Source organism: Ralstonia sp. VS2407 (assembly GCF_052950655.1).
Window position 1 is genome coordinate 118454 of the sequence record NZ_JBRFVG010000003.1, and the last position, 26223, is coordinate 144676.

23 protein-coding genes are annotated in these 26223 nt (G+C 63.5%); 16 read left to right on the forward strand and 7 right to left on the reverse strand.

The genetic code is table 11. The features are described from left to right. Window positions 1–52 precede the first annotated feature (52 nt). The 3 genes from ACU8YE_RS06255 to ACU8YE_RS06265 all read left to right on the forward strand — a co-directional run bounded on the left by ACU8YE_RS06255 (window position 53) and on the right by ACU8YE_RS06265 (window position 3284). On the forward strand, window positions 53–817 hold the full coding sequence (locus ACU8YE_RS06255; RefSeq protein ID WP_446928337.1) for a hypothetical protein: 765 nt from the start codon (window positions 53–55) through the stop codon (window positions 815–817). 34 nt (window positions 818–851) lie between these two features. After that, window positions 852–1055 carry a DUF465 domain-containing protein gene (locus ACU8YE_RS06260; protein WP_232042923.1) on the forward strand — a complete coding sequence of 68 codons (204 nt, stop codon included), beginning with the start codon at window positions 852–854 and terminating at the stop codon, window positions 1053–1055. 84 nt (window positions 1056–1139) lie between these two features. Continuing rightward, window positions 1140–3284 (forward strand): helicase C-terminal domain-containing protein, encoded by a 2145-nt coding sequence (locus ACU8YE_RS06265; protein ID WP_433864473.1) that lies wholly within the window; start codon window positions 1140–1142, stop codon window positions 3282–3284. A 66-nt stretch (window positions 3285–3350) separates the two neighbouring features. Here the strand turns inward: ACU8YE_RS06265 and ACU8YE_RS06270 are convergent, their stop codons facing one another. Beyond that, a complete protein-coding gene (locus ACU8YE_RS06270; RefSeq protein ID WP_313903694.1) occupies window positions 3351–4220 on the reverse strand; it encodes an outer membrane protein assembly factor BamD in 870 nt (289 codons plus the stop codon). Between the two features lie 15 nt (window positions 4221–4235). Here ACU8YE_RS06270 and ACU8YE_RS06275 point away from each other — a divergent pair, with 15 nt between their 5' ends. Together ACU8YE_RS06275 and pgeF are read left to right on the forward strand one after the other, a co-directional pair. After that, entirely contained in the window at window positions 4236–5348 is a 1113-nt protein-coding gene (locus ACU8YE_RS06275) for an RluA family pseudouridine synthase (RefSeq protein ID WP_260802389.1), read from the forward strand. Beyond that, window positions 5332–6141 (forward strand): peptidoglycan editing factor PgeF, encoded by an 810-nt coding sequence (gene pgeF / locus ACU8YE_RS06280; RefSeq protein ID WP_446928338.1) that lies wholly within the window; start codon window positions 5332–5334, stop codon window positions 6139–6141. Before ACU8YE_RS06275 ends, pgeF begins: the two co-directional genes overlap by 17 nt. 4 nt (window positions 6142–6145) lie before the next feature. On the opposite strand, the gene ACU8YE_RS06285 is transcribed toward pgeF, so the two are convergent. Continuing rightward, window positions 6146–6382: a hypothetical protein gene (locus tag ACU8YE_RS06285; protein WP_414560698.1), complete on the reverse strand. Its 237-nt coding sequence runs from the start codon at window positions 6380–6382 to the stop codon at window positions 6146–6148. 270 nt (window positions 6383–6652) lie between these two features. Here ACU8YE_RS06285 and phaC point away from each other — a divergent pair, with 270 nt between their 5' ends. From phaC to ACU8YE_RS06330, 9 genes are all read left to right on the forward strand, one after another. Next, window positions 6653–8446, forward strand: a complete 1794-nt coding sequence (gene phaC, locus ACU8YE_RS06290; RefSeq protein WP_433864467.1) for a class I poly(R)-hydroxyalkanoic acid synthase — start codon at window positions 6653–6655, stop codon at window positions 8444–8446. Window positions 8447–8535: 89 nt separating this feature from the next. After that, window positions 8536–9717, forward strand: coding sequence for an acetyl-CoA C-acetyltransferase (locus ACU8YE_RS06295; protein WP_232042917.1), 1182 nt, complete (start codon window positions 8536–8538; stop codon window positions 9715–9717). A gap of 122 nt (window positions 9718–9839) precedes the next feature. Beyond that, the gene (locus tag ACU8YE_RS06300; protein ID WP_124382283.1) at window positions 9840–10580 is read left to right on the forward strand and encodes a 3-ketoacyl-ACP reductase; all 741 of its coding nucleotides are present in this window, start codon (window positions 9840–9842) and stop codon (window positions 10578–10580) included. A 407-nt stretch (window positions 10581–10987) separates the two neighbouring features. After that, complete coding sequence (phaR, locus tag ACU8YE_RS06305) at window positions 10988–11542, forward strand: polyhydroxyalkanoate synthesis repressor PhaR (RefSeq protein WP_024975563.1); 555 nt, start codon at window positions 10988–10990, stop codon at window positions 11540–11542. Window positions 11543–11740: 198 nt separating this feature from the next. Next, on the forward strand, window positions 11741–12721 hold the full coding sequence (locus tag ACU8YE_RS06310; RefSeq protein WP_446928339.1) for a tRNA dihydrouridine synthase: 981 nt from the start codon (window positions 11741–11743) through the stop codon (window positions 12719–12721). A gap of 66 nt (window positions 12722–12787) precedes the next feature. Continuing rightward, window positions 12788–14149: a 30S ribosomal protein S12 methylthiotransferase RimO gene (rimO, locus tag ACU8YE_RS06315; RefSeq protein ID WP_009240757.1), complete on the forward strand. Its 1362-nt coding sequence runs from the start codon at window positions 12788–12790 to the stop codon at window positions 14147–14149. Between the two features lie 87 nt (window positions 14150–14236). After that, the gene (bktB, locus tag ACU8YE_RS06320; RefSeq protein ID WP_316871206.1) at window positions 14237–15421 is read left to right on the forward strand and encodes a beta-ketothiolase BktB; all 1185 of its coding nucleotides are present in this window, start codon (window positions 14237–14239) and stop codon (window positions 15419–15421) included. Then, window positions 15396–16139, forward strand: coding sequence for a hypothetical protein (locus ACU8YE_RS06325; RefSeq protein WP_446928340.1), 744 nt, complete (start codon window positions 15396–15398; stop codon window positions 16137–16139). Before bktB ends, ACU8YE_RS06325 begins: the two co-directional genes overlap by 26 nt. Window positions 16140–16180: 41 nt before the next feature. After that, a complete protein-coding gene (locus ACU8YE_RS06330; RefSeq protein ID WP_433867527.1) occupies window positions 16181–17392 on the forward strand; it encodes a cystathionine beta-lyase in 1212 nt (403 codons plus the stop codon). 74 nt (window positions 17393–17466) lie between these two features. Here the strand turns inward: ACU8YE_RS06330 and ACU8YE_RS06335 are convergent, their stop codons facing one another. From ACU8YE_RS06335 to mfd, 4 genes are all read right to left on the reverse strand, one after another. Next, window positions 17467–18528: a PDDEXK nuclease domain-containing protein gene (locus ACU8YE_RS06335; protein WP_446928341.1), complete on the reverse strand. Its 1062-nt coding sequence runs from the start codon at window positions 18526–18528 to the stop codon at window positions 17467–17469. 6 nt (window positions 18529–18534) lie between these two features. Further along, window positions 18535–19392, reverse strand: a complete 858-nt coding sequence (serB, locus tag ACU8YE_RS06340; RefSeq protein ID WP_232042911.1) for a phosphoserine phosphatase SerB — start codon at window positions 19390–19392, stop codon at window positions 18535–18537. Window positions 19393–19506: 114 nt separating this feature from the next. Further along, window positions 19507–20700, reverse strand: coding sequence for an acetylornithine deacetylase (gene argE, locus ACU8YE_RS06345; RefSeq protein WP_446928342.1), 1194 nt, complete (start codon window positions 20698–20700; stop codon window positions 19507–19509). 37 nt (window positions 20701–20737) lie between these two features. Continuing rightward, window positions 20738–24169 carry a transcription-repair coupling factor gene (gene mfd, locus ACU8YE_RS06350; RefSeq protein ID WP_446928343.1) on the reverse strand — a complete coding sequence of 1144 codons (3432 nt, stop codon included), beginning with the start codon at window positions 24167–24169 and terminating at the stop codon, window positions 20738–20740. A gap of 172 nt (window positions 24170–24341) precedes the next feature. Between mfd and ispD the strand changes: the two genes are divergently transcribed. Then, complete coding sequence (gene ispD, locus ACU8YE_RS06355; RefSeq protein WP_446928344.1) at window positions 24342–25100, forward strand: 2-C-methyl-D-erythritol 4-phosphate cytidylyltransferase; 759 nt, start codon at window positions 24342–24344, stop codon at window positions 25098–25100. Next, window positions 25097–25603, forward strand: coding sequence for a 2-C-methyl-D-erythritol 2,4-cyclodiphosphate synthase (gene ispF / locus ACU8YE_RS06360; RefSeq protein WP_012435874.1), 507 nt, complete (start codon window positions 25097–25099; stop codon window positions 25601–25603). The genes ispD and ispF overlap by 4 nt, the downstream gene beginning before the upstream one ends. A gap of 81 nt (window positions 25604–25684) precedes the next feature. Here ispF and ACU8YE_RS06365 read toward each other — a convergent pair whose 3' ends face one another. Further along, window positions 25685–26206, reverse strand: coding sequence for a carboxymuconolactone decarboxylase family protein (locus ACU8YE_RS06365; RefSeq protein ID WP_433867518.1), 522 nt, complete (start codon window positions 26204–26206; stop codon window positions 25685–25687). Between the last annotated feature and the right edge of the window lie 17 nt (window positions 26207–26223).

The following is a 26223-nucleotide window of genomic DNA, read 5'->3' on the forward strand; positions in this document are numbered from 1 at the left end:
TGAGCTGAAATCCGTGGCCGCGCGGCGTTTGCCGCACAGGCGCGGTGATAAAATGCGCGTTATGCCTACGCTCCTGTTTTCTGCCCGTCGCCGCGCAGCTGCGCGCCGCGCCTCCCGTCTGGTTCTGCCGGCGTCCATGCTCAGTGTTGCGCTGCTTGCCGCGCCCGCATGGAGCCAGTCTTCGCCGGCCTCCGCGCCAGCCGCGGCGGTGCCCGCCACGCAGCCCGATTTCGGCACCGAGCACGATCGCATTACCAGCGCCAAAGCCTGGGCGGAATACCGCTACGCCCAGGCCGAGCGCGCTTGCTACGACAAATTCCTCGTCACGCGCTGCATCGACAAGGCCAAGGATGTGCGTCGCACGGAGCTCCACACCATCCGCGAACGCGAGCTTGCACTGGACGAAGCCGAGCGTGCCGACCGCGCTGCCCGCCGCGACCAGGAGCGTGCCATCCGCGAGGCTCAGTACAACGCCGAGCGCCCCCAACGCGAAGCCGCCGAGCAGAAGAATCGCACCGATTTCGCGAACAAGCAGGAGCAGCAGCGTCTGAATGAAGCGCAGCGCCAGGCCGAAGCGCCGCAGCGCGCCGCCAATGCGCAGGCGGCGGCCAAGAAGCAAGCCGATTACGACGCCAAGCTGAAGGCGGCGCAGGAGCAGGGCGCCGCCAATGCCGCCAAGCGTGCGGAAAACGTCAAGCAATTCCAGGAAAAGCAGCAAGACGCGGCCAAGCGCCAGAAGGAACTGGAAGAGCGCCGCGAACAAAGCAAGCACCGCAAAGAGCAAAACCAGAACAACACCAGTCCGCTGGGGTTCTAAACTTCAGCCAAGGCCGGGTTTCCGGAGGAGAGCGATGGACAGCGATCTGAATACGATCTCGCGTCGCATCATTGAATTGCAGATCGAGCACCGCGATCTCGATTTCCTGATCGACCGGCTGGCAGCGACCGTCGGTCACGACGAATTGCAGTTGCGCCGCCTCAAGAAGCGCCGTCTGAAACTCAAGGACACCATCACCCTGCTACAGTTGCAGGTTGAGCCGGACGTGCCGGCTTAACGCCTGCCCAAAGCGGGTTCGACTCTCATCCCGAGAGGCCGCAATCACGTGCGGCCTCCGTCATTTGACCCCACGGATTCCGCGTTGACTTCGCTTTCCCCGCTGGCCGAGCCGTCGGCTGATTCCGACGCCGATACCAGCGACGCTTCGGCTCCCGCTGCCTCTGTCCCTGCCGATGCCCATCATGCCGAGCTGGCGACGCTGTTCGCCGACGAAGGCACGCTGGCCAAGGGTATCGATGGCTATCGGCCCCGCAGTGCCCAACTAACGATGGCGCAGGCCGTGGCCAACGCCATCGAGGCCGCCGATTCGATCATCGTCGAGGCTGGCACGGGCACCGGTAAAACCTACGCTTACCTGGTCCCGGCGATGCTCTGGGGCGGCAAGGTGATCCTGTCGACCGGGACGAAAAACCTGCAGGACCAGCTTTTCCTGCGCGACATCCCGACCGTGCGCAAGGCGCTGAATGCGCCGGTGTCGGTGGCGCTGCTCAAAGGGCGCGCCAACTACGTTTGCCATTACCACGTAGAGCGCACGTCGCAGAACGGGCGCCTTTCTTCGCGCCAGGACGCCGCGTGGCTGCGCCAGATCAATCTGTTCCTGAAGACCACGAAAACGGGCGACAAAGCTGAACTTGCGAGCGTGCCCGAGAACGCACCGGTGTGGAATCTCGTCACGTCCACGCGCGACAATTGCCTGGGTTCGGACTGCGCGTATTACAAAGACTGCTTCGTCATGCGCGCCCGCAAGGAGGCGCAGCAGGCTGACGTGGTGGTGGTCAACCATCACCTGTTCTTCGCGGACGTGATGTTGAAGGACACCGGCATGGCTGAACTGCTGCCCGCCGCCAACACGATCATCTTCGACGAAGCCCATCAGCTGCCCGAAACCGCCACGTTGTTCTTTGGCGAGACGATCTCTACGAACCAGATTCTCGAGCTTGCGCGCGACAGCGTGGCCGAAGGCCTTTCGCACGCACGCGATGCGGTGGATTGGGTCGCGATTGCTGCGCCGCTTGAGCGTGCCGCGCGTGATCTGCGCTTGGTTTTCCGTCAGGACGGTTCACGCCTGTCGATCAAACAGATCGACAATGATGCAGCGCTCGCCAAGCCGTTCTACGAGGTGCTGCCCAAGCTGGAGCAGGCGCTTTCCGACTTTACCGGCGCGCTGGAAGCCCAGGCCGAACGCGCCGAGACCATTGAGCAATGCCATCGCCGTGCAGTTGCGCTGTGTGAAAAGCTTGAAGCGTGGGCCGATCCCAAACCGCCTAAGGCGCCCAAGAAAGAAGGGGAGGCTGCGGGCGCGGACAGTGAGAGTGCGGCCCCCGTTGACGAGCGTGTGCGCTGGGTCGAGGTGTTTGCCAATTCCGTGCAATTGCACCTGACGCCGCTGTCGATCGCGCCAATCTTTTCGCGCCAGCGTGCCGGTCAGCCGCGCGCGTGGGTCTTCACCTCGGCCACGCTTTCGGTGCGCGGCAACTTCACGCATTACGCTGCGCAATTGGGCCTGGATCGTGATCGCTCCATGACGCTCGACAGCCCGTTCGATTACGCAGCACAAGGCTTGCTGTATGTGCCGCGCGATCTGCCGCAGCCGAGCGATCCGCGCTTTACCGATGCGGTGCTCGACGCCACCTTGCCCCTCATCGAGGCGGCGGGCGGCAAGACGTTCCTGCTATGCACGACGCTGCGCGCAGTGAATCGCGCCGCCGAGCGGTTGTCAGATGAGTTCGCTCAACGCGGCTGGGATTTCCCGCTGCTCGTGCAGGGCCAGGCCAGCCGTACGGAATTGCTGGACCGTTTCCGCGCGCTCGGCAACGCCGTGCTGATCGGCAGCCAAAGCTTCTGGGAGGGCGTGGACGTACGCGGGGAGGCCCTATCGCTGGTCGTCATCGATAAATTGCCGTTTGCCCCGCCCGACGATCCGGTGCTGAGCGCCCGCATGGAAGCGCTGGAGAAAAAAGGGTTGAGCCCGTTTGCCGTCCACCAATTGCCGCACGCGGTGATCACGCTCAAGCAGGGTGCAGGGCGGTTGATTCGCTCCGAGACCGATCGCGGCGTGCTGATGATCTGCGATCCGCGGCTTGTTGAGAAGAACTACGGCCGCCAGATCTGGCAGAGCCTGCCGCCGTTCAAGCGTACGCGCGAGGCGGAGACGGCTGCCGAATTCCTGCGTTCGCTGCGGCCGGAGAGTTCGGAGGATCTGCCTGCCGGTAACACTGAAGACTGATTCGCGAGCACAAACAAAAAGCCCGGCCAATCGACCGGGCTTTTTGCTGTGCTATTCAAGCCTTGTTTACCACCACTGGTACCAGGGCTTGTCTTTCTTGCGCTGGCCGTAGGCGAGGAAGTCGCTCTTCGGGTAGTTCTGTTTGATGATGCGTTCGGTGTCGTCGCGCATGTCTTTCATGCCCAGCGCCTCGTACGACTTCATCATGATGTACAGCGCTTCTTCCACAGCGGGGGCGCGGTCGTAATCCTTGATGGCGTCTTGCGCGCGGTTCACGGCCGCGAGGTACGCCCCACGGCGATAGTAGTAGCGCGCGGCGCCCACTTCATGCTCGGCCATCGCGTTCACGATGTACTGCATGCGTTGCGTGGCGTCCGGCGTGTACTTGCTGTTCGGGAAACGCGTGATCAGCGTCTTGAACGCGTCATAGGCAGCGCGCGCGGCCTTCGGGTCGCGCTCGCTCAAGTCCTGGTTCGAGAAGCGGCCGAGCCAGCCCAGGTTGTCGTTGAAGTTGATCAGGCCCTTGAGGTAATAGGCGTAATCGACGCTGGGATGATTTGGGTGCAACTGGATGAAGCGATCCACCGCGGCCAGCGCGGCAGCCGTCTCGCCATCCTTGTAGTTGGCGTAGGCGGTTTCGATCTGGGCTTGTTGGGCGTACGGGCCGAATGGATAGCGGCTTTCGAGCTTTTCGTAGTACTTGACCGCCTTGGCGTAGTCGCCGCCGTCGAGCGAGTCCTTCGCTTCCGAATATAATTTGTTGGCTGACCAGCCGGCAGTTTCGTCTTGCTGTTCCGGCAGGATGCCGCAGGCCGAGATAGCCAAGCATGCAACGCCTGCCACCAACACTGCTCCAATTTGTGCGCGGATCCGACTGCCGATTCGGCTGCCGATTCGATTACCAATACGCGCCTGCTTTACGCTCGTGACCGACATGGGCACCTTTTCTGAATGAAAAATCGCATCAAGCATTATAGCCCAAGCCCTGTGTCAGACGACGCAGCAGCTGACGTTTCCCTCACTGTGCAGGAGACGGAAGACACCCTCGATGATGAGGCGCTCGATTTGCCTACGGCCGGTGCGGCCCAGGCCGCCGAGCCGATCATCGTGGAGATCCCTGAAGCCATGCACGGCGAACGCCTGGACAAGGCGCTTGCCAAGCTGCTGCCCGACTATTCGCGCAGCCGTCTCCAGCAATGGATTGATGCCGGCGCGGTGCGCCTGCGTGGTGAGGTGGTGCGCCCGCGCGCGGCCATCTCCGGCGGTGACCGCATCGAAGTCGTCCCGCAACGCGCGGCCGACGAAAACGCCTTCGTTGCCGAGCCTATCGATCTGGATGTGGTGTACGAAGACGACACGCTGCTCGTCATCAACAAGCCGGCCGGGCTGGTGGTGCATCCCGCTGCTGGCAACTGGAGCGGCACGGTGCTCAACGGCCTGTTGCACCGCTATCCCGACGCCGCGGAGTTGCCGCGTGCCGGCATCGTCCACCGCCTCGACAAGGACACGTCCGGCCTGATGGTGGTCGCCCGTACGCTGCCAGCGCAAACCGATCTCGTGCGCCAACTGCAGGCACGTACCGTCAAGCGTACTTATCTCGCGCTCGTGTGGGGCGAAACGCCGGAAGAGGCCACCATTGACGCCCCGATCGGCCGTGACCCGCGTGACCGCACGCGCATGGCCATCATCGAGACGGCCAGCGGCAAGCCGGCGCGCACGCATTTCAAGACGCTGGACGTGGTAGGCCTCGGCCGAGCGCAGGTATCGCTGGTGCGTTGTCAGCTCGAGACTGGCCGTACACACCAGATCCGTGTGCATTTTGAATCGGAGGGGCATCCGCTGCTTGGTGATCCGGTGTACACGCGCAATTTCCGTCGTGGCCAGCCACAGACGATCAAGGCGCCGCTGCCGGTGCCCTTTACGCGGCAGGCGCTGCACGCGGTGCGCCTGGGGCTCGTGCATCCCGCCTCGGGCAAATCGGTGCATTGGGAGGCAGGTGTACCCGACGATTTCGCCGCTCTGCTGGAAGCCCTCGACCTGGATCCCGATGCCGACATCAACTGACTGGATCGTTCCCGACTGGCCCGCGCATCCGCGTGTCAAAGCGCTTGCCACGACTCGCCTGGGTGGTGTCAGCACGGGGCCTTACGGATTGGCCGGTGGTTTGCCCGGTGGGCTGAACCTTGGTCAGCACGTCGGTGATGCGCCGGAAGCCGTTGAACAGAACCGCCGCATCCTGCGTGCAGCGCTGCCGGCTGAGCCGACGTGGATGGAACAGGTGCATGGCACCGGTGTCGCTGATCTTGATCAATTTGTCGGTAAGTCGGCGCCTGTAGTGGCCGATGCTGCGGTGGCATCCTGGCGGGATCGGGTCTGCGTGGTCATGACGGCAGATTGCCTGCCTGTCTTGCTGAGTGACGCTCGCGGCGTCACGGTGGGTGCTGCGCATGCGGGCTGGCGTGGACTATGCGGCGGCGTGATCGAGCGCACGCTGGATGCGATGACGCAACGATTGCGCGCCAGCGGCCAGGAAGCCGATCCAACGTGGTTGGCATGGCTGGGGCCGGCCATCGGGCCGACATGCTTTGAAGTGGGTGCCGAGGTGCGCCAGGCCTTTATCGAGGCGTCCCAGCCCGGCGAATTACCGGCCACCCAGGCGGCCTTCGTGGAAGGCGCACCCGCCGACAAGTTCTTCGCTGATCTGTATGCGCTGGCCCGGCTGCGGCTGGCACGCGTCGGCTGTACTGACGTGTACGGCGGCGGCCTGTGCACGATGACAGACGCCGAGAGCTTCTATTCGTACCGCCGGGAGCGCACCACGGGCCGCATGGCCACGCTGATCTGGCGCGCAGAGTGAGCGTTCAGACGGCGCCATCGCCTCCATCGCTGCTCAGTGTGGGGGCGGTGTCCGCCCGGTCCTGCGCGGCTTCCTGAGCCTTGCGGCGGCGCCTGCGTGCCGGCGTGCCGACAATCCAGAGGAAGAGCGATAACGGGGCCACGCCGTAGAAGACAAATGTGCCGATGCCGGCAATCCAAGATTGCTCAGTCAAGGACATCATCAGTACGACGTAGAGCCAGGCGATGGCGACGATATACATGAGAAAAAGCGGTGCCCGGCATTGGCGCAATGCGGCAGTCTCGCACGAAATTGCGCAAATTGGACCATAGCCCCGGTTCTGCGCTTAACCATTTGGTCGGAGCCGTTTTCGGTGAATGTGGCAAAACCCGCGCTGGCTCTACGTTTCCGGCCGATCATTAACTAACTCCGATTGACAGCCTTGAAACGGCAAGGCAACAATGCCCCGCAATACTACGAGTTGCGCCGCCGTTCCAACCGGAGCGGCGCATATCGTCGGATCGAGGGCACTATGGCATCGCGTCAATCGACATCATCCAAAGCATCTAGCGCCCACACTCAAGCTCCCTGGCAGGGCTTGTCGGACCCTACGCAGTGGGCAGAGCAGTTCAAGCAATGGCAAGCCTTTGCGGGCACCTTTGCACAACCCGGTGCGGCGGCGCCTGGTCTTGGCCAGTTCAACGGCGCAGCGATGGGCGAAGGCGCGGCTCCTTTCGCGCTGATCCCGCACGAGCGCCTGGCCGAAATCCAACAGAAATATCTCGAAGAGTGGCTCCAGATCTGGCGCCACATGAGCACCGGCGAAAGCGCCGAGGCCGTGGCGCCGTCTGATCGCCGTTTCTCGAACGACGCCTGGCGCAAGAGCCCGCTCTACGGCTACGCCGCTGCGTTCTACGTGCTCAACGCCCGCACGCTGATGGAAATGGCAGACGCCGTGCAAGCGGACGCCAAGACCCGCGAGCGCGTGCGTTTTGCCGTGTCGCAATGGACGGCCGCCATGTCGCCGTCCAACTTCCTTGCGACCAACCCAGAGGCACAGAAGCATCTGATTGAATCGCGTGGCGAATCCCTGCGCACCGGCATCCTGAACATGCTGCAGGACATGGAGCGCGGCAAGATCTCGCAGACGGACGAGACGGCATTCGAGATCGGCCGCAATGTCGCCAACAGCGAAGGCGCCGTCGTCTTCGAGAACGACTATTTCCAGCTCATCCAGTACAAGCCGCTGACGGCCAAGGTGCATGCGCGCCCGCTGCTGCTGGTGCCGCCGTGCATCAACAAGTTCTACATCCTGGATCTCCAGCCGGCCAATTCCCTCGTGCGCTATGCGGTGGAGCAGGGCAATACCGTGTTTCTGGTGTCCTGGCGCAATCCGGACGCGAGCATGGCCTCCCGCACGTGGGACGACTACATCGAAGGCGGCGCGATCGAGGCCATTCGTGTCGCACGCGAGATTTCTGCGCAGGACCAGATCAACGTGCTGGGCTTCTGCGTGGGCGGAACGATCCTTTCCACTGCCTTGGCGGTACTGGCGGAGCGCGGCGAGCATCCGGCCGCAAGCCTGACGCTGCTGACCACGCTGCTCGACTTTACGGACACCGGCATTCTCGACGTGTTCGTCGACCAGGCTCAGGTGGAAATGCGGGAGAAGACCATCGGCAGCAATGCGCCGACCGGCCCGGGGTTGCTGCGTGGCGTGGAGCTGGCAAATACGTTCTCGTTCCTTCGACCGAACGACCTGGTCTGGAACTACGTTGTCGAGAATTATTTGAAGGGCAAGACGCCCGCCCCGTTCGACCTGCTGTATTGGAATGGCGACTCGACCAATCTTCCAGGCCCGTGGTACTGCTGGTACCTGCGCCATACGTATCTGCAGAACGACCTCAAAACGCCGGGCAAGCTGAAGGTGAACGGGACCCCGGTGGATCTGGGCAAGATCGACGTGCCGGTCTACATCTACGGCTCGCGTGAAGACCACATCGTCCCGTGGAAGTCCGCTTATGGCTCGGTGCCGCTGCTCAAGGGCAAGCGGCGTTTCGTGCTCGGTGCCTCGGGACATATCGCAGGCGTGATCAACCCGCCCGCGGCCAATAAGCGTTCGCACTGGATCAATGCCAAGCTGCCCGATACGGCTGATGCGTGGTTCGAGGGTGCCAAGGAGCATCCGGGCAGCTGGTGGCCGGATTGGTCTACCTGGCTGGCATCGCACGCAGGCGCGCAGAAGGCTGCACCCAAGAGCTACGGCAATGCGGACTACCCGGCCATCGAGCCGGCGCCTGGCCGCTACGTCAAACAGAAAGCGTAAGATCGCGCGCATGAATCCCCGTTGCCGTCGCGGCTTCGGCCGCTGACGGTGTCCAACGACCCTCTCTTTCGACAGTGGAAGGTAAGCAAATGACCGATGTTGTGATCGTATCGGCGGTACGCACCGCCGTGGGCAAGTTTGGTGGCTCGCTGGCGAAGATCGCTGCGCCTGAGCTTGGCGCAACCGTGATCCGCGAAGCTCTGGCGCGCGCCAAGGTGGCGCCGGACCAAGTGAGCGAAGTCATCATGGGCCAGGTGCTGACTGCCGGCTCGGGCCAGAACCCGGCGCGCCAGGCTGTCATCAAGGCGGGGCTGCCGAACATGGTGCCCGGCCTGACCATCAACAAGGTGTGCGGCTCGGGCCTGAAAGCCGTGATGCTGGCCGCCAACGCCATCATGGCGGGCGATGCCGAGATCGTCGTGGCCGGCGGCCAGGAAAACATGTCCGCCGCGCCGCACGTGCTGCCGGGCTCGCGCGATGGTTTCCGCATGGGGGATGCCAAGCTGATCGATTCGATGATTGTGGATGGGCTGTGGGACGTCTACAACCAGTACCACATGGGCATCACGGCCGAGAACGTCGCGAAGGAATACGGCATCACGCGTGAAGCGCAGGACGAGTTTGCCGTGGCTTCGCAGAACAAGGCGGAAGCCGCGCAAAAGTCGGGCCGCTTCAATGATGAAATCGTTCCGATCCTGATCCCGCAGCGCAAGGGCGATCCGATTGCCTTCGCACAGGATGAGTTCGTTCGCCATGGCGCCACGCTCGAATCGATGGCCGGGCTGAAGCCTGCTTTTGACAAGGCCGGCACGGTGACTGCGGCCAACGCCTCGGGCTTGAACGATGGTGCCGCCGCTGTCGTGGTGATGTCGGCTGCCAAGGCCAAGGAACTGGGTCTGACGCCGCTGGCTACGATCCGTGCATACGCGAGCGCCGGCCTGGACCCGAAGGTCATGGGCATGGGGCCGGTACCGGCATCGAAACGTTGCCTGTCGCGTGCCGGCTGGTCCGTGGGCGATCTGGACCTGATGGAGATCAACGAGGCGTTTGCCGCTCAGGCGCTGGCCGTGCATCAGCAGATGGGCTGGGATACGTCCAAGGTCAACGTCAATGGTGGTGCGATTGCGATCGGTCACCCGATCGGCGCGTCGGGCTGCCGCATCCTGGTCACGCTGCTGCACGAAATGCAGAAGCGCGATGCGAAGAAGGGCCTGGCCTCGCTGTGTATCGGCGGCGGCATGGGCGTGGCGCTGGCGGTTGAGCGTCCGTAAGTTTTTTGCAGTGGGATTGGCGTGGGGTGGAACGAATACCGCACACGCCAATCCGAGACACCTGAGCATCCGCTGCCGGGCAAGAGGCCAGGCAGTTCTAACAACAAGGACTAGGAGTGGACATGACCAAACGCATTGCATACGTCACCGGTGGCATGGGCGGTATCGGAACGGCGATTTGCCAGCGCTTGGCGCGCGACGGTTTCACCGTGGTCGCGGGCTGCGGCCCGAACTCGCCGCGCAAGGCAAAATGGCTCGAACAACAAAAGGCGCTGGGGTTCGATTTCGTGCCGTCCGAGGGCAACGTCGGTGATTGGGAGTCGACCAAGGCCGCGTTTGACAAGGTGAAGGCCGAAGTGGGCGAGGTGGATGTCCTGATCAACAACGCCGGCATCACGCGCGACGTGGTGTTCCGCAAGATGACCCGCGCCGACTGGGATGCGGTGATCGATACCAACTTGACGTCGTTGTTCAACGTGACCAAGCAGGTCATCGACGGCATGGCGGATCGCGGCTGGGGCCGCATCATCAACATCTCGTCGGTGAATGGCCAGAAAGGTCAGTTTGGCCAGACCAACTACTCGACGGCCAAGGCTGGCTTGCATGGCTTCACGATGGCGCTGGCGCAGGAAGTCGCTACCAAGGGCGTCACGGTCAACACGGTGTCGCCGGGCTATATCGCCACCGACATGGTGAAAGCGATTCGTCAGGATGTGCTCGACAAGATCGTCGGCACGATCCCGGTCAAGCGCCTGGGCGAGCCGACCGAGATTGCGTCGATCTGCGCATGGTTGGCGTCTGAAGAGTCTGGCTTCTCCACCGGCGCGGACTTCTCCCTCAACGGCGGCCTGCACATGGGCTGACGCTCCCACGCCCATGCTGCGGCGATGCTGCAGCATGGGTGCAGCAATTTTCCCCCTTGCTTTGCCCTGCATGCTGCGATGCTCGATTGCATTGCAGCAGGCCTTTTGCCGCCTTTCCGGGCAACTGTCCGGGTGCATGAGTCGCATCAAAATGCTGCGGGTTTTTACCGGGGGAGGTCGCCTTTTCTTTGCAGGGCGATCCGCATAGAATCCAATCACGGAGGCGCTCCGCAGGGAGACACGGGGCGTCCGATCATAACCGGATGCATCTGCGCTGCTGTTGAATGCAGCATTCGCGCGCAGATCGGAATAGCCGGGCAACCGCGTAATTTGCTGCATCGCTCGGTGCAGTCATTTCGCACTGCATCGGCTGCACCGCAGCAGCATCGCCAACACGGAAAGGCACGATGGCCACCAGCAAGAAGGGCACCGAACGGCTGATCAAGAAATATCCCAACCGCCGGCTGTACGATACCCAAACCAGCACATACATCACGCTTGCAGACGTCAAGCAACTCGTGATGGAAACCGAAGAGTTTCGCGTCGTCGATGCGAAATCCGGTGAAGACCTGACCCGCAGCATCCTGCTGCAGATCATCCTCGAAGAGGAAACCGGCGGCGTGCCGATGTTCTCCGGCGCGATGCTCGCTCAGATCATCCGTTTCTATGGCAACGCCATGCAGGGCATGATGGGCACGTACCTGGAAAAGAACATCCAGGCGTTTGTCGACATCCAGAGCAAGCTGGCTGAAAACTCAAAGGATCTGTACAGCGGCAATTCCTTCAACCCTGACATGTGGTCGCAGTTCATGAACATGCAGGGGCCGATGATGCAAGGGATGATGAGCAACTACATCGAACAGAGCAAAAACCTGTTCGTGCAGATGCAGGAACAAATGCAGAGTCAAGCCAAGAACATGTTCGGGACTTTCCCGTTCAATCAGCCGCCCGAGAAGAAGTAAGTTCGGCGGGTTGGCAAAACAAGGCGAATCGCAGGGCGGTTCGCCTTTTTTGTTAGGCGCACGCCGCAGAGGACGGCAAGGTAAAATGCCGGTCTTTCAGGTGAGGTGGACGCCTCACCGACGATCACGTTTCCCGCTCCCGTCTCCCATGTTTGATGTTCGCTTCCGGCCCATGCGCCGGCCGTCCTCCCTTTTCGCATGAGCCGTCTTTTGCTTGCCCCAATGGAGGGGGTCGCGGATTACGTCATGCGAGACGTGCTGACCCGGGCCGGTGGCTACGACGGATGCGTTTCGGAGTTCGTCCGGGTGACGGGCTCGCTGCTGCCAGCGCGCACATACGAACGTGAGACGCCCGAGATCCGCAACGGCGGCTATACGGCTAGCGGTACGCCGATGACCATCCAGCTCCTCGGCAGCGATCCGGAATGGCTGGCCCGCAATGCAGCGTACGCGGCAACCCTCACGCCGCATGGCATCGACCTCAACTTCGGCTGCCCGGCCAAGGTCGTGAACCGGCACGGCGGCGGCGCCATGTTGCTCGCTACGCCGGAAGTGCTGTACGACATCGTCCACGCCGTGCGGGCCGCTGTGCCGGCCAATATTTCGGTGACGGCCAAGATGCGGCTCGGCGTTTCCGATACGTCCCGCGCGATTGACTGTGCAACGGCGCTGGCGGAAGGCGGTGCCGAATCGCTCGTCGTGCATGCCCGCACGCGTGACCACGGCTACCGTCCGCCCGCTCACTGGGACTGGATCGCGCGCATCGCCGACGCCGTGAGCATCCCCGTCACCGCCAATGGCGAAGTCTGGACCGTGGCCGACTGGGAGCGCTGCCGGGCCGTCAGTGGCTGTAGTGACGTGATGATTGGGCGTGGCGCCGTGTCTGATCCGTTCCTGGCCCAGCGCATTCGCGGGCAGATGGACGAGGCGCCGTCCGCGGCGGAATGGCCGGTTGTGCTGGGCTATCTCGCCGATTACCTGAAGAAGCTGCATGCGCGCATCTCGGCCAAGCATGAGCATGGCCGCGTCAAACTGTGGCTGAGCTATCTGAAGCGGACGTGGCCCCAGGCTGCGGAGCTGCATGATGCCATTCGCAGGCTGCAGGACGCGCTGGAAATCGAGCGCGTGATTGAACAGATGCAGCTTCGGCTTGGTCGCCCAAACGCGGCGAACGGTTAAAATACGCAATCGCGCGGCACACCCCACGTGCGCAGCGCAAATCCTCTCCCACATCAGGTTGTTCCCATGTCCGACGTCAGTACCCAGAGCCCCAAGGTGGGGTTCGTCAGTCTCGGTTGTCCCAAGGCCTTGGTCGATTCCGAGCAGATCATCACCCAACTGCGCGCGGAGGGGTATGAGATCTCCGGCACGTACGGCGGGGCGGACCTGGTGGTTGTCAACACCTGCGGCTTCATCGACGAGGCTGTGCAGGAGAGCCTGGATGCGATTGGCGAGGCGCTGGCCGAGAACGGCAAGGTGATCGTCACCGGCTGCCTGGGTGCCAAGAAGGACGCCGCGGGCCAGGACATCATCACCAGCGTGCACCCGAAGGTGCTGGCTGTGACGGGCCCTCACGCGTTGGGCGAGGTGATGGAAGCGGTGCACACGCACCTGCCCAAGCCGCACGACCCGTTCATTGATCTTGTGCCGCCGCAGGGCATCAAGCTCACGCCCAAGCACTACGCATATCTGAAAATTTCGGAAGGCTGCAACCACCGCTGCAGCTTCTGCATCATCCCGTCGATGCGGGGTGACCTCGTCTCGCGCCCGGTGGCGGAAGTGATGCTGGAGGCGGAAAACCTGCTGAAGGCCGGCGTCAAGGAACTGCTCGTCATTTCGCAGGACACCAGCGCTTATGGCGTCGACGTCAAATTCCGCATGGGCTTCTGGAACGGCCGCCCGCTGAAAACGCGCATGACCGAGCTGGTCGGCGCGCTGGGCGAGCTGGCGTCGCAGTACGGTGCCTGGGTGCGCCTGCACTACGTCTATCCATACCCGAGCGTGGATGAGGTGATGCCGCTGATGGCCGAAGGCAAGGTTCTTCCGTATCTGGACGTGCCGCTGCAGCACGCTCACCCCGACGTGCTCAAGCGCATGAAGCGCCCCGCCAACGCCGAGAAGACGCTAGACCGCATCCGCGCTTGGCGCGAGGTGTGCCCGGAGCTGACCATCCGCAGCACATTCATCGCCGGCTTCCCCGGTGAAACGGAAGAAGAGTTCCAGACGCTGCTCGACTTCATCGCCGAAGCCGAGCTGGACCGCGTGGGCTGCTTCGCCTATTCGCCGGTCGAGGGTGCCACCGCCAACGACCTGCCGGGCGCATTGCCCGACGAGGTGCGCGAGGAGCGCCGCGCGCGCTTCATGGAAGTCGCCGAGCGCGTGTCCGCCCGCCGCCTGCAGCGCAAGGTGGGCAAGTCGCTGCGCGTGCTGGTGGATGAGGTGAATCAGGACGGTGGCATCGGCCGTTCGTCGGCGGATGCGCCGGAGATTGACGGCCTCGTCTATATCGCGCCGCCGTCGAAGCCGTACAAGCGCTACAAGGCGGGCGATTTCGTGTCGGTCAAAATTACCGGCGCCGATGGCCACGACCTCTGGGGCGAGGTCTGATCCCCTTAGGTAGTCGTACCTAAATTTTGCGAACGGTCGTGCGTTTATACTGGCCGCCATCCAATTTCGATGGCACAGGAGACAGCAATGGCACGTGAAGTGGTGGTGGTCAGCGGCGTTCGTACCGCAATCGGGACCTTTGGCGGCAGCCTGAAGGATGTGGCGCCGTGCGAGCTGGGTGCACTCGTCGTGCGAGAGGCACTGGCCCGCGCTGGCGTGAAGGGCGAAGAAGTCGGTCACGTGGTGTTTGGCCACGTGATCAACACCGAGCCGCGCGACATGTATCTCTCGCGCGTGGCCGCTGTGAACGGTGGTGTGTCGGCCGAAACGCCCGCATTCAACGTCAACCGTCTGTGCGGCTCGGGCCTGCAGGCTGTGGTGAGCGCGGCGCAGACCATCCTGCTCGGCGATGCCGATGTCGCCATCGCCGGCGGCGCCGAAAGCATGAGCCGTGCGCCGTACCTTGCGCCCGCGGCCCGCTGGGGTTCGCGCATGGGCGACGCCAAGATGGTCGACATGATGCTGGGCGCGCTGCACGACCCGTTCCACACGATCCATATGGGTGTGACGGCAGAAAACGTCGCCCGCGAATTCGGCATCAGCCGCGAGCAGCAGGACCAGACCGCGCTCGAATCCCACCAGCGTGCCTCGCGTGCCATCCAGGCCGGGTACTTCAAGGATCAGATCGTTCCGGTGACGATCAAGTCGCGCAAGGGCGACATCCAGTTCGATACCGATGAGCACGTCCGCCACGACGCGACCATCGACGACATGACCAAGCTGAAGCCGGTCTTCGCGAAAGAGAACGGCACGGTCACGGCTGGCAATGCCTCGGGCCTGAACGATGCGGGCGCGGCACTGGTGCTGATGGAGCGTTCGGTGGCCGAGAAGCGCGGCCTGAAGCCGCTGGCACGCCTGGTGTCGTACGGCCATGCCGGCGTGGATCCGAAGATCATGGGCATCGGCCCGGTGCCGGCTACGCGCAAGGCGCTGGAGCGCGCTGGCCTGTCGGTCAAGGATCTGGACGTAATCGAAGCCAACGAGGCGTTCGCCGCCCAGGCCTGCGCGGTGACGAAGGAACTCGGTCTGGACCCAGCCAAGGTCAATCCGAACGGCTCGGGTATTTCGCTTGGCCACCCGATCGGCGCAACGGGTGCGCTCATCACGGTCAAGGCGTTGCACGAGCTGCAACGCATCGGCGGTCGCTACGCGCTGGTGACCATGTGTATTGGTGGAGGACAAGGCATTGCGGCGGTGTTCGAACGCATCTGAACGCATTTTCTCGATTGAACGCCTGATTCGGCCCGTCGGCGCGCTGCTCGCGCTGATGCTGGCCGTAGGCGTGGCGCCAGCGTCTGCCCAGACGCGGGCCGCCAACAACGGCTACGACGTGTCGACCGGCAGCGCCAACGTGCAGCCGGGTGACCTTGGCCTGAACCGCGCCATTGCCGATGGCGACAAGCGCCGCGCTCAGGCCAGGAAGGGCGACAACGGGTTCTCTGCACAGACTGCGCCGCCGCCTGTGCTGCAACCGCAACCCGACTACGCGAAATATCCCATCTATACCGGTGTGATCGGCGACATGCCGATCCGCATGCGTCTTGGCCGTAAGGCCGGTGAAATCGATAGCGTCCACGGCGAATACGTCGCCGGCAACGCGGCAGGCGTGCGCTTGGTGACCGGCGAATACGAAAACGGCGGCTTCCTCATGGAGGAGTCCGATGACGGTACGCACGTCACCGGCACTTGGGAAGGCGCCATTGACGGTCACGGCGTCGTGCGCGGCACGTGGACGGACGTCGGCCACGACGGTCATACGCTGCCGTTTGTCCTGCGGCCCGTCGCGGTGGTGGTGATTCCGCCATACGATGCCGCAGCCAACAGCAATGCCGCAGTGCCCGCAACGCCAATGACGCCGCTGGTGCCCGCTGCGCCGGGTCAGATTGCGCCACCGTCCAGCAATCCAACGCGATCAAGCGCGCACTGGTAAATGGCCGGCAATCGCTCATACGCCATCAAACAGGAAACCTCGTGAACGACGACACCAAGCTCCCGCCCATGTTTCCCGCGACCCAGGCTGTGCATCCGGAACTGCGGATTCCGCCGGGCTTCACGGCGTTCTCGCATGCCACGCATCGTGCGTCCACGGTGGTGTTCAAGAACCTCGCCGACATGCGCGCCTTCGGTAGCGGCAGCGTGGTGCACTGGCGCTACGGCCTGCATGCCACGCCGACGTCCGACACGCTGTGCCAAGCGCTGGCACAAATCGAAGGCGGCTCGCACGCGCTGCTGCTGCCCTCGGGACTGGCGGCGATTTCGCTGGTGTATTTCTCTCTGATCAAATCCGGCGACGACGTGCTGATTCCGGACAACGCCTACGGCCCGAACCGTGACCACGGCGAGTGGATGGCGCGCCAGTTCGGCATTACCGTGCGTTACTACGACCCGATGATCGGCGCCGGCATTGCCGACCTGATGCGCCACAACACGAAGCTCGTGTGGCTCGAAGCGCCCGGTTCGGTGACGATGGAAGTGCCCGACTGCACAGCCATCGCCGGGGTGGCGCGCAAGGCCGGCGCCATCACTGCCATCGACAATACCTGGAGCGGAGGCGTGTACTACCAGCCGTTCGAGCACGGCATCGACATCTCCGTACAGGCGCTGACCAAGTACCAATCGGGAGGCAGCGATGTGCTGATGGGCGCGGCTATCACCAACGATGAAGCGTTGCATCACAAGCTGCTTGCCACACGCATGCGCATGGGCTGGGGTGTGTCCGCGGACGACTGCTACTTTGTGCTGCGCGGCCTGCCGAGCCTGCCGACGCGTCTGGCTGCGCACGACGCGCACGCCCGCGAAGTGGCCGAATGGTTGGCAGACCGACCCGAAGTCGTGCGCGTGCTGCACCCGGCGCTGCCCGATTGTCCGGGCCATGAAAACTGGAAGCGCGACTTTACCGGCGCAAGCGGATTGTTCTCGATCGTGTTGCACGAGCGCTATTCGCAGGCGCAGATCGATGCCTTTATCGAAGGCCTGCGCTACTTTGCGATCGGCTTTTCGTGGGGCGGGGCGCACAGCCTGGCGCTGCCATACAACATTCCGTCGATGCGCACGGCGACTGCCTGGCCGCCGGCCGATTGGGAGAACGCGGGCGGTTTCGTGCGGTTGTATATCGGTCTGGAAGATCCGCGTGATTTGATTGCGGATTTGAAGCAGGCGATGGAGACGCACCTGCGGGCTTGACCTTTCAAGCGTCAGAGGGCGGCGATGGCGGGGCGTGCGAGTCGATCGCGTCGCCCCGTTTTTAATGGCCGCAGCTACAGTGTTTCAAGCAGGCGCGTAATGATTTCAGGCGAAGGCAACTGGTCCTGCAACTCCTTCGGCAGGCTCTTGGTGATGGCGTAAGTCGCGACGCCAATCGGTTTTCTTGCATCGCGCAGAGCGTATTCGACGATGGTGCGCTTCTTTTCCTTGCACAGGATGATGCCGATGGACGGGTTCTCGTCGTTCTGGCGAACCTGCTCGTCGAGGGCTGCGAGGTAGAACTGCATCTTGCCGACAAACTCAGGTTCGAATTTACCGATTTTCAGTTCGATGGCGACCAGCGAGCGCAAGCGGCGGTGGAACAGGAGCAGATCGATGAAATACTCGTCGCCATCCACTTCAAGCCGGTACTGGCTACCCAGGAAGGCAAACATGCCGCCCATTGCGCGCAGGAAATCTTCGATGCGGGTGATCAGCGCGCGCTCCAGCTCACGTTCGCTATGCTGGTCTCCGAGCTCGAGAAAATCAAAGGCGTATTCGTCTTTTACCGCCAGCTTGGCTTGCGCGCGCAGGGTTGGCGTCAGCGCCTTGTCGAAATTGGTCTGGCCCAGCAGTGATTTTTCGTAGCTCTGGTTATCGATCTGATGGGCGAGAACGTTCTTTGACCAACCGAATTTACGCGTCATGCGCAGGTAAAACTCGCGCTCTTGAGCGTCTTTGCAGCGCTCAAGGATAAGCAGGTTATGGCTCCAACCGATTTCTCGCACCAGTGGTGCGAGTTTTGTCGCGCCGCGGTAGGTTTCGAAGAAACCCTTCATCCGCCACAGGTTGGATGCTGAAAAACCGCCCGTGCCTGGAAAGCTCGCCTGCAGGTCTGCGGCGAGTTGCTGTACGACGGCTTTACCCCACCCTTCGGTTTGCTGCCGCGCCACGATCAGTTGTCCGATGTCCCAATACAGGCCCACCAGCTCTTTGTTGACCGCCCGTAAGGCCGCGTATTGCGCAGCGTGAATGCGCGCCCTGACCTCGGTGAGCAGGGCTGCGTAATCCCGCGCATCTACCGTTTCTCGCACCACCGGTGCGAGTTTTCTGCGGGCAGGTTGGCGAGTCGCCATCGCGGCTTACTGCTGCGGGAACAGATTCAACAGCCCATCCAGGCCGACAACGTTGAACGCCACGTCGGCCTGCGCCTGCACGATGGGCTTGGCGCGGAACGCGACCGACAGGCCGGCCACGCCCATCATCTTCAGATCGTTCGAGCCGTCGCCCATCGCGATGGCGTTGTGTGGCGATACGCCCAGATCCTGGCAAAACGCCTTGAGCGTCTGCGCCTTCACATCCGCATTGACGATCTCGCCGAGCACCCGGCCGGTGAGCTTACCGTCGACGATCTCCAGGGTGTTGGCGCGCGTGCGGTCAAGGCCCAGACGCTCCTGCAGGCGCGAGGTAAAGAACTCGAAGCCGCCCGATACCAGCAGCGTCCGGATGCCCAGTGCCTGCACGGCCTTCAGCATCTTTTCTGCGCCCAGGGAGAGCTGCAGGCGCTCTGCATAGACGCGCTCCAGCACGCTCGCATCCAGGCCCTTGAGCAGTTCGACGCGGCGCGTCAGGCTCTCGTTGAAATCCTTGATCTCGCCCCGCATCGACGCTTCGGTAATGGCGGCCACTTGCGGCTTGAGCCCGCAGAAATCCGCAATCTCGTCGATGCACTCAATCGTGATGAGCGTGGAATCCATGTCCATCGCCAGCACGCGAAAATCGCCGAACGTCCATTCGTCCGGAATCCACGCGTAGTCCATCTTCAAGTTGGCACAGATGGCATCAAGCTGGACGCGCAATTCGCTGGGTAGTTCGTGCACCCACTCGATAGCGGCAACGTTGGGGGCGCGCAGCTCGTAGGTGGCGCTGCCGAACAGGCTGCGGACGGATTCAATGTCGCCAGAGGACAGCGGCGACGGGCTTTGCAGGATGACGGGCATGGAGTGACAGGAGCGGGGGAGCGGGCAGTTCGACGCCGAAGGAAGCCCGCTATTGTAGCGAACGCCCCGGGCAGAACGCGCCCCACCAAAAGGTGAGGCGTTGCTGTGTAAGCATCAGGCGGACGCGGTTTCGACCATCAGGCTGCGCGCCACTTTGGCGAGGAAGCGGTCGCACGCGTCGAGCTGGGCGAGTTCGACATATTCGTTGGCCTTGTGCGCCTGTTCGATGTTGCCCGGGCCGCACAGCACGGCAGGAATGCCGGCGCGCTGGAAGAGCCCCGCTTCAGTGCCGTAGGCGACCTTGCGTTTGTCGTTGTCTTCAGTCAGCACGCGCACAAGCTGCGTGATGGCGGCTTGCTCCGATGCGTCCAGCGAGGGCGCAGCGGCAATCTCGTCGAGTTCGATGCGGGCGTCCGGGTGTTCGCGCTGCATGGCGGGCTCGATGGTTTCGCGCACGTAGTGCTCGACGCGCGCGCGGATGGCCGGTGCATCCACGCCCGGCAGGTTGCGGAATTCGAATACCAGTTCGCACAGCGCGGGGATCGTGTTCAGCGCAATACCGCCGTTGATGAGGCCGGTCGATGCCGTGGTGAACGGCACGTCAAATGCATCGTCGAACGGGCCCTTGGCGCGGAATTCATCGGCCAGGTCGCGCACGAAACAGATGATGCGCGCGGCGTATTCGATGGCGTTGACGCCCTGCGGCGTGAGCGACGAATGCGCAGCGCGGCCGTGCACGCGGCAGCGGTAGGCGTTGATGCCCTTGTGCGCGACGATCGGGCGCATGGAGGTGGGCTCGCCGACGATGCAGCCGGCGGGCTTGATGCCGCGGGCGACCAGGCCTTCGATCATGCGCGGGGCGCCCACGCAGCCGACTTCCTCGTCGTATGACAGCGCAAAGTGCAGGGGCTCGCGCAGCTTGGCCTGGAGCAGCGACGGCACCAGCGCCAGCGACGAAGCGATGAAGCCCTTCATGTCGCACGTGCCGCGCCCGTAGAGCTTGCCGTCGCGCACTTCCGGCGCAAACGGGTTGCTGTCCCATTTCTGGCCGTCCACCGGCACCACATCGGTATGGCCCGACAGAACGATGCCGCCTTGCACACTGCCATCTGCTGCCGGGATCGTGGCAAACAGATTCGCCTTGTTGCCATCGTCGTTGTGCGAGAGGTGCGATTCGAGACCGACGCCGCGCAGGTAGTCGCGCACGGTTTCGATCAGCGCCAGGTTGGAGCCACGGCTGGTGGTATCGAAGCTGACGAGCTTGTTCGTCCAGTCGAGGGTGGAGAACGGTGTGGGGGCGGTGCTCATGATGGTGTCCTTGTTCTGATCGGCCGATCCTACCGGATCACGTCAATTGCCGCATGGCGTGGCGAATGGTCTGCGCCAGCGCGCCGAACTCGGCCGGAATGTTCTCGATACGCAAGCGATCCTGCCCCGCCAGCTTGATCTGCCGGTTCTTCTGCACGAGATCGATAATCTTGATGGCATCGACAGGCGGGTTCGGTATGAACTGCAGCGTGACGGCGTTCGTGCCGGTGTCGATCTTGCGGATGCCCAGTGGCGCGGCGGCAATGCGCAGCCGGTGCGTTTCGATGAGCGATTGCGCCTGCGGCGGCAGCTTGCCGAAACGGTCGATCAGCTCCTCCTGGATGTTGTCGATCGTCTCGCCGCTTTCGCAGTTGGCCAGGCGCTTGTACAGCGACAGGCGTTCCTGCACGTCGCCGCAATAGTCTTGCGGCAGCAGGGCCGGCGTGCCGAGATTGATCTCGGTCGTGGCCGCGAGTGGCGCCATCAGGTCGGGCTCCTTGCCGGCCTTGAGCGACTTCACGGCCTGGTTGAGCATGTCGGTGTAGAGCTGGAAGCCGATCTCGGAAATCTCGCCCGATTGCTTGTCGCCCAGCACCTCGCCCGCACCACGGATTTCCAGGTCGTGCATCGCCAGGTAGAAGCCCGCCCCGAGTTCTTCCATCTGCTGAATGGCTTCAAGGCGGCGCTGTGCCTGCTTGGTCAGGCCGTCCACGTCGTGCACCAGCAGGTACGCATACGCCTGGTGGTGCGAGCGCCCGACGCGGCCACGCAACTGGTGCAACTGCGCCAGGCCGAACTTGTCAGCGCGGTGGATCAGGATCGTGTTGGCGGTCGGCACGTCGATGCCGGTCTCGATGATCGTCGTGCACAGCAGGATGTTGGCGCGCTGGGCCACGAAATCGCGCATCACGCGTTCGAGTTCGCGCTCGTGCATCTGGCCGTGTGCGACGACCACGCGCGCTTCCGGAATCAGCTCTTCCAGTTTGGCGCGCTTGTTCTCGATGGTCTCGACCTCGTTGTGCAGGAAGTAGACCTGCCCGCCGCGTTTCAACTCGCGCAGGATGGCCTCGCGCAGCACGCCGTCTTCCTCGCGGCGCAGGAACGTCTTGATGGCCAGGCGCTTTTGCGGCGCCGTGGCGATCACCGAGAAATCGCGCAGGCCTTCCAGCGCCATGCCCAGCGTGCGCGGGATCGGTGTGGCGGTCAGCGTCAGCACGTCCACCTCGGCACGCAGCGTCTTGAGCGCCTCCTTCTGGCGCACGCCAAAGCGATGCTCCTCGTCGATGATGACGAGTCCCAACCGGTCGAACTTCACGTCCGGCGAGAGCAGCTTGTGCGTGCCGATCACGATGTCGATCGTGCCGGCGTTGATGGCGTCGATCGCGGCGTCGATCTCTTTCTTGTTCTTGAAACGCGAAATCTCGGCAATGCGCACCGGCCAGTCGGCAAAGCGGTCGACCAGCGTCTGGTAGTGCTGCTCGGCCAGCAGCGTAGTCGGCGCCAGGATGGCCACCTGCTTGCCGCCCATCACCGCAACAAATGCGGCACGGAGCGCGACTTCCGTCTTGCCAAAGCCGACGTCGCCGCAGACCAGGCGGTCCATCGGCTTGCCCGACGTCATGTCGGCGATCACCGCAGCAATGGCGGCGGCCTGGTCGGGCGTTTCTTCAAAGCCGAAGCTCTCGGCAAACGTAGCGTAGTCCTCGGGCGTGAGCGGGAACGCGAAGCCCTGGCGCAATGCGCGCCGCGCGTACAGGTTCAGGAGTTCAGCCGCCGTATCGCGAATCTGCTGCGCGGCCTTGCGCTTGGCTTTTTCCCATTGGCCCGAGCCAAGCGAATGCAGCGGCGCGGTTTCCGGATCGGCACCCGAGTAGCGCGAGATCACGTGCAACTGATGCACCGGCACGTAAAGCTTGCTGCCCTTGTCGTAGTCGAGGTGCAGGAATTCTTCCTCGCCGTTGCCCATGTCGATAGAGACCAGCCCCTGGTAGCGGCCGATGCCGTGTTCGCTGTGCACCACCGGATCACCGATCTTCAGCTCGGCCAGATCGCGCACCATCGAATCGACGGCGGTGGCCTGTTCCTGCTTACGGCGACCGGCGCGGCGCACGGTCTGCGCGTACAGCTCGGTTTCGGTGATGAGCGCGATGCGTTCGTCGCCGAGGATGAACCCCTGGTACAGCGGTGCCACGCCCAGCACGAACTTGGCATCGCCGCGCATCAGATCGGCAAAGTCCGCGACGCCCTCGGGGTGCAGGCCGCTGGCGGCAAGCATTTGCGCAAGCGTCTCGCGGCGGCCTGCGGATTCGGCGCAGATCATCACACGGCAATTGCTGCGCATGAGGAACGATTCGAGATTGACCAGCGGGTCTTCTGCGCGGCGGTTGACGGCAACGTTCGGCAACGGCAGCGAAAGCGGTGCATCACCCGGCTCGGCGCGCAACACCAATCGCGCGTGCGGCTTGGCCGCGACGAAGAACGCCTCTTCATCCAGATACAGCGCGGAAGGCTGCAGCAGCGGCCGCTCGCGGTCGTGGCGCATGAAGTTGTAGCGCTGCGTGGTGTCGGCCCAGAAGCGGCGCACCGCGCCTTCGATGTCGCCTACGAAGGCGAGATGCGTGGCGCCCGGCAGGTAGTCGAACAGCGTCGCGGTCTCTTCGAAGAACAGCGGCAGGTAATACTCGATGCCGGCACTCGGCACGCCGTTGCCGATGTCCTTGTAGATGGGCGAGCGCGTCGGGTCACCTTCGAACACCTCACGCCAGCGACCGCGGAAGGCCGTGCGCGAGGCTTCGTCCATCGGAAATTCGCGGCCCGGCAGCAGGCGGACTTCGTTGACCGGGTAGAGGCTGCGCTGCGTGTCGGGATCGAATGAGCGGATGGTCTCGATTTCGTCGCCAAACAGGTCGAGCCGATAGGGCAGCGGCGAGCCCATCGGGAATAAGTCGATGAGGCCGCCGCGCACGGAGTATTCGCCGGGGCGCATCACGGCGCTGACGTGCTCGTAGCCGGCCAGCGTGAACTGCGCTTTCAACGCCGCCTCGTCAAGCTTTTCGCCCTTCTTGAAGAAGAACGTGTAGGCCGCCAGGAACGATGGCGGCGCCACGCGTTGCAGCGCCGTGGAGGCAGGCACCAGCAGGATGTCGCATGCACCGTTCTGGAGGTCATGCAGCGTCGCCAGCCGCTCGGAGATCAAATCCTGGTGCGGCGAGAAATTGTCGTACGGCAGCGTTTCCCAGTCCGGCAGCAGCTTCACACGCGCCTGCGGGGCAAACCAGCGTAGCTCCTCGGCCAGGCGCTGAGCATCGACGGCATTGGCGCAGACCACCGCCAGCATCGGCACGGCGGCGCGATGCTGCTCCAGGTAGCGCGCCAGCAGCAGGGCATCTGCCGCGCCCTGCAGGCCGCTGAAGACGAAGCGCGAGCCCGGTTTGACGGCGGGCAGGGCGGAGAGCGAAAAATCGGACATGGGGTGTCAGGTTCTGGGGGGCACGACTGCAAGACAAAGCACGACACCCCACCGGCATGTGCAGGCGGGGTGTCGTGACGTAGACCGCTATTATAAAATCCGCGCCAGCTGCGTGCTTGCGAGGGCCAAAAACCACGCAAATGCCGCGCCCACGTTCACATTCCCGCCTGTCATGTCGATTTCCTTCCCCGGCCGACGCCGTTTTGCGCTGATTCCCTCGGCCGGCACTGGCTCGCGCGCCGGTGGCGATCTGCCCAAGCAATATCAGGTGATCGCCGGGCGGCCGATGCTCTGGCATACCGCGCAGGCGTTCCTGGCCAGCCCCGAAATCGACACCGTGCTTGTGGTGACGACGCCCGGCGCACAGCCGCTCGTGCAGCGCTTTCCCGACGGTGGTTTCGATGCGCCCAAGCTGGTCGAAGTCGATTGCGGAGGCGACTCGCGCCACGCGTCCGTCGCCCATGGTTTGGCGGCGTTGCGTGGCCTGGGTGCACACGATGACGACTGGGTGCTCGTACATGATGCGGCGCGCCCCGGCTTGACGCCCGCACTGATCGCCCGTTTGGTCGCAGCCGTGGAGGCCGAAGGCACGCAAGCTGCGGGGGGCATCCTTGCGCTGCCCGTGGCAGACACGCTCAAACGCGCAGATGCGGCAGAGCATATCGACGCGACCGTGCCGCGCGACGGCCTGTGGCAAGCGCAGACGCCGCAGATGTTTCCGCTCGGGCTGCTGGAGCGCGCCTTGCGGGAAGCGCTGTTGCAGCATCGCATCGTCACCGACGAAGCCAGCGCCATCGAAGCCGCCGGTCACCCGCCGCTGCTTGTGCCGGGTGCGCTGCGCAACTTCAAGGTGACGTATCCCGACGATTTCGCGCTCGCCGAGGCCATCCTCGGGCAGAACGCACAACCCAACGAGGCATCGCAAGCATGAACTGGATGGACATCCGCATTGGCCAGGGCTACGACGTGCACGCGCTGGTGGAGGGCCGCAAGCTGATCCTGGGTGGCGTGGAGATCCCGCACACGCGCGGCCTGCTCGGCCACTCCGATGCTGACGCGCTGCTGCATGCGATTACCGACGCGCTGTTCGGCGCCGCCGGCCTGGGCGACATCGGCCGGCACTTTCCCGACACCGATCCGGCCTTTGCCGGCGCCGATAGCCGCGTGCTGCTGCGCGAAGCGGTGCGCCGTGTGCACAAGGCCGGTTATGCGGTCGGCAATGTCGACGCCACCGTCATCGCGCAGAAGCCCAAACTCGCGCCGCATGTGCCGGGCATGGTCGCCAACCTTGCCGAAGACTTGGGCATTGCGCCTGAGCGGTGCAACGTCAAGGCCAAGACCAACGAGAAGCTCGGTTTTGAAGGCAAGGAAGAAGGCATCGTTGCGCAGGCCGTGGTGTTGATCTATCGCGCAGAAGCCGCCGAGCAGGACTGAGTTCGGGGCGCCATCACGCCAAGGCAGACGGCAGCACCGGAGCGAACCGGGCTGCCGTTTTCGTTTGTGCAATCGGCGCGATTATTCGGCCGCAATGACCTGCGCCGCCGCATTGATGGCCGCCGCAATACGGCCGACGTCGCGCAATTGCTGCGCGCTCATGCCCTGGTGATTCTTCAGCAGGTCGTAGTGCGATTTGATGCAGAAATGGCACTTCCCGATGATGGAAGCGGCCAGCGCATACATCTCGAACCGGCGCTTGTCGACGCCGCCGTTGTTGGCGTAGGCATTCATGCGCAATTCCGCCTTCTGCTGCGCAAGGTCGGAGTCATCAGCCATCTCGACGTACGGATACCAGACGTTGTTCATGCCCATGAGGGCAGCGGCGGTCAGTGCGCCGTTCACTTCCTCGGGCGACAGCACCCCGGCATTGCGGATGGCATCGGTCAGCACTTTGCTCTTCGTGGCAAACGCGGCCGCCAGCGCGACGCCCACCGCGTCATTGCCCTCTAGCGACGAGCGCGCGATCGTGCTGTCCAGGTTCAGGCGGATGTCTTTGGCGTAGTCGGGAATCCGGCCCTTGATCGTCTGCAGAAATTCCATCAATTCCTCCTGTCAGC